This is a genomic window from Streptomyces sp. BE303 (genome assembly GCF_036290945.1).
Classification (GTDB): domain Bacteria; phylum Actinomycetota; class Actinomycetes; order Streptomycetales; family Streptomycetaceae; genus Kitasatospora.
In genome coordinates, this window is sequence record NZ_JAQYWZ010000133.1 from 1 (window position 1) to 359 (window position 359).

The 359-nt window shown below is 69.9% G+C and carries 2 protein-coding genes; one reads left to right on the forward strand and one right to left on the reverse strand.

Annotated elements, in window-relative coordinates; translation table 11 throughout:
- Window positions 1–154 (reverse strand): DUF3097 family protein (locus PUR56_RS00565; protein WP_443034409.1); only part of this gene is annotated, 154 nt, incomplete at its 3' end.
- A gap of 90 nt (window positions 155–244) precedes the next feature.
- Between PUR56_RS00565 and PUR56_RS00570 the strand changes: the two genes are divergently transcribed.
- The coding region (locus PUR56_RS00570; protein ID WP_329947389.1) for a DUF3097 family protein at window positions 245–359 on the forward strand (115 nt) is incomplete at its 3' end.

A 359-nucleotide genomic window follows, 5' to 3' on the forward strand; every position in this document is an offset into this window, starting at 1 on the left:
AGTCCACCGAGGCGAGGATCCGCTTCCAGGCGGCGGGGGTGTCCACCGGCCAGCCGAGACGGCGGCAGACGCCCTCCTGCCACTCCTCGCCGCGCGGGACGGCCGGCCAGACGGGGAGGACGACACAGGACTGCTGCACGGTACGAAGTAGCACGGGATCTCCTCCCGGTTCTACTGCGTGTCCGTGCTCGTGGTTGGACAGATCTACGTGGTGTTCTGGGTGTCCGTGTAGGAGTGGTTTGTCTTGATCCGGGTCTGGCCGGGGGTCCCGCGCGGCGAGGAGTGGAAGGAGGGCGTCTGCCGCCGTCTCGGCTGGCCGGTGGACACCCCCGCCGCCTGGAAGCGGATCCTCGCCTCGG